The 3,033-nt window shown below is 32.3% G+C and carries 4 protein-coding genes; all 4 read right to left on the reverse strand.

Annotation, left to right across the window (positions count from 1 at the left end; all coding sequences use genetic code 11):
* Positions 1-566, reverse strand: a 566-nt coding sequence (locus tag ACZQCL_RS08105) for a YitT family protein (protein WP_482482693.1), incomplete at its 3' end; no start/stop codon positions are given.
* Positions 567-652: 86 nt separating this feature from the next.
* Positions 653-1,075: a MarR family winged helix-turn-helix transcriptional regulator gene (locus tag ACZQCL_RS08110; protein WP_270491322.1), complete on the reverse strand. Its 423-nt coding sequence runs from the start codon at positions 1,073-1,075 to the stop codon at positions 653-655.
* A 4-nt stretch (positions 1,076-1,079) separates the two neighbouring features.
* Positions 1,080-2,141: a C45 family autoproteolytic acyltransferase/hydrolase gene (locus ACZQCL_RS08115; RefSeq protein ID WP_270491321.1), complete on the reverse strand. Its 1,062-nt coding sequence runs from the start codon at positions 2,139-2,141 to the stop codon at positions 1,080-1,082.
* Between the two features lie 82 nt (positions 2,142-2,223).
* Entirely contained in the window at positions 2,224-2,895 is a 672-nt protein-coding gene (locus ACZQCL_RS08120; RefSeq protein ID WP_419007795.1) for a Bax inhibitor-1/YccA family protein, read from the reverse strand.
* Positions 2,896-3,033 lie beyond the last annotated feature (138 nt).

A 3,033-nucleotide genomic window follows, 5' to 3' on the forward strand; every position in this document is an offset into this window, starting at 1 on the left:
CCAGATGTGAATACAGATAACACTCCAATCAAGGCTGGTTCTACACCATATGTAGACATTCCCAACAATACAGTTAGAGCATCAATGATCATTACTGAATTTCCTGAAGAAATATGAGTATACTTATGAATCAACAAGGCTGGAATATCCATACCTCCAGTACTTGCGTTCACTCTAAAGCATAGACCTAAGCCAATTCCCGAAATCAACCCACAATAAATACTTGCCAACATGGGTTGCATGACAAATGTGTCTTTGGGAAATAAAGTTGTCACATATGTTAGTAATGAGACAAAAAATGAATAACTAAATGTTGAAATCAATGATTTCAGTGCAAATGCCTTCCCCAAAAAAATTGCACCAACAACGTAGAGTCCAATCATCAATATGTTGATCAGCCATACGGATGATACAAATGGTAATAATGGTTTTAATGCCACGGCAACACCGGCTACGCCTCCGGTTAATGTATTATTTGGTAAAACAAAAAAAGCAACTGATATTGCTACCATAAAGTTTCCTAATAAAACAACCAATACATCTTTTACATAATTTGTTTTTTTCATATAAACCTCCCCAAACGCCACCTATATTCTACCAAAAAAGACCTCTTGATGAAACAAAAGAAAAAAGCTGGAAATCCAGCTTATCTTTACAACATTTCTTTTGCGGTTTGTGTAATCAAATCAAATAATTTAATCACTTCTGATTGTCTTTCATAACCAATTTTATCGAATAACTCATCGACGATTTTTAATATTTTCTCATGTTGAGTTTTATAAATTTTAAGCATCGAATCATTTAATGTGATATAGATTTTACGAGTATCCTGTTCACTACGAATACGTGTAATCAATTCCTTTTTTTCCATACTTGTAAGCGTACGATTCATCTGCGATTTTTGCATGCGCATATAGTTGCATAAATCCGTTGCGGTTACATTTATATCTTGATTTTGATATAAATAACGACAAATCATCGACTCATTGTAAGGAAGATCTGGAGTAATTCTCTCATTATTAATAACGGTTGTCATTTGAAGCCACGCTTCTAATACTTGTTCATTCTGTTTCATAGCTTTATTCTAGCACAGAAATTGTGTATTTCGCATCATAATTTTGATTCACACAAACCGTTACCTTTTTATTCTTTAAATCATATACACAAGACCATTGTGTCTTTGAGATTTTTCCCTGATTATTCTTATGTGCATCTTGTGAACAATCAGATAGAAGCTGCATAGCCTCACGATTGGATAGTTTTCCATTTGTGGAACTTAATTTTTCATCAATAATTTGGTAGCGGTCTTGGCCAAAATTAAATTCTGCATCTGGTTGCGTCAACAAGAAATTTGTAGCACACTGGTAATTCTTATCCGGATATACAACCTTCATTTCATTATCCACATATTCTACGACAACACTCTTTCCAGAAGCATCACAAATTTGGAAGTGATAACAACTATTCGCACTTGAATGCATGTCATAAGAAGATAATAATTCTAACGCTTCATCCACATTTTTTGCCTTATCTAACATCATTCGAATGGCTGTTGTTGTTGTGATATCCACCTTTTTTGTATTCTGATTTGTTGGTTTTGTATCAATCAACAATACACCAACCGCTAATCCTTTTTCATTCATTCCATCTAATGGTGCATAAGGTGCTGCCAAAGTCACTAATGAATCCTTTAATGTATCAGGTAAATATTTTTCATTATATCCTACAAAGCCTAAATTCACCATAGATACAGAGGCATAACCATTTTTAGGTTTCGTCTTCACTAATACACTTGGCGAATAATCCATATCAAAGTTGCGTCCAAACAGATATCCTGAATCTTTATTTTGTGCAATAAATGTAGAACAACCTAAATCTGGAATCTTAATACTTAATGGTAACCCCTTCATTACATGATTCACCACAAATTCAACAAGCTCTTTATCATTGCTTGCACCTTTTTCTAAAAACTCATCCAATCCATAATCCGCACTATAATCCATTGTATACATTGGATAAGCATCGATTTTTTTTAATGATTTTAATGAGCTATATTCATTGTGAAACAAACAAACAATTCCTATTCCACAAATCAATAATAAACATAATATAGTAATTCCTATTTTCTTTAATAATTTCATACATACTCCTTTAGTTCATTTAGTGAACTATTAAAGTATACAATATTAGTTTACATTGTCAACCATAAAAAATAGAGATGAATTAATCATCTCTACGTCCTAATAATCGTAAAATGTATAAGAAGATATTCAAGAAATCTAAATAAAGCTGTAACGCCATATAAATCGATATCTTTTCATCTTCATACCCATTCAACATATAATTCATTTTTTGTATGTCCCAAGCTGTAAGTCCGGTAAATAATAATAGGCCAATCACGCTCCATAAGCGTACATCCATGCTAACTCTAAATAGCATGAAAAAAAATTGACTAAAAATCATCGCAATCAAACCAATCAAACAAATGTTTCCCACTTTACTAAGATCCATTTTAGTCGTCTTTCCAATAATGGCTAAACATGCAAAGTAGATAGCGCTAATGCCAAAGGCAGCTGCAATCTGTCCAGCACTATATACATAAGCCAATGATGTCATATTGATTCCCATTGTAAGTGAATACACAATAAACATCATCTTCATCGTAGAAGCTGGTGTATTACGTGATAATTGACGTCCCATTGAAATCGTTAACGAAATTTGTACTATGAATAATAATAGTGAAATCATGGGAATCTGAATAATAAGCATGAATATGCCAGAAGCATACAACAAAGCCGAAGTGATTGCCGTAATTCCAAGTCCTACCATCATCCAACTGTATACTTTATATAATGAATTTGTACTTACTGAGTTTGAATAATTGTTTGTATACATAAATATATTTACCTCCTATTTTTAGAGTATTTTATGTTTTTTACATATACATTACAATGTACAACTTAGACAAAATGACTATTCAATTAACCAAGTCTTCAAAATTTAACCTTTAAAAGTAGCTTAAGATACCAAGTT

The organism is Holdemanella sp., assembly GCF_056804935.1.

Coding starts and splice junctions, on each gene's coding strand:
- ACZQCL_RS08120 (WP_419007795.1), bottom strand. CDS start 2,895: ATGTATACAAACAATTATTCAAACTCAGTAAGTACAAATTCATTATAT.
- ACZQCL_RS08110 (WP_270491322.1), bottom strand. CDS start 1,075: ATGAAACAGAATGAACAAGTATTAGAAGCGTGGCTTCAAATGACAACC.
- ACZQCL_RS08115 (WP_270491321.1), bottom strand. CDS start 2,141: ATGAAATTATTAAAGAAAATAGGAATTACTATATTATGTTTATTATTG.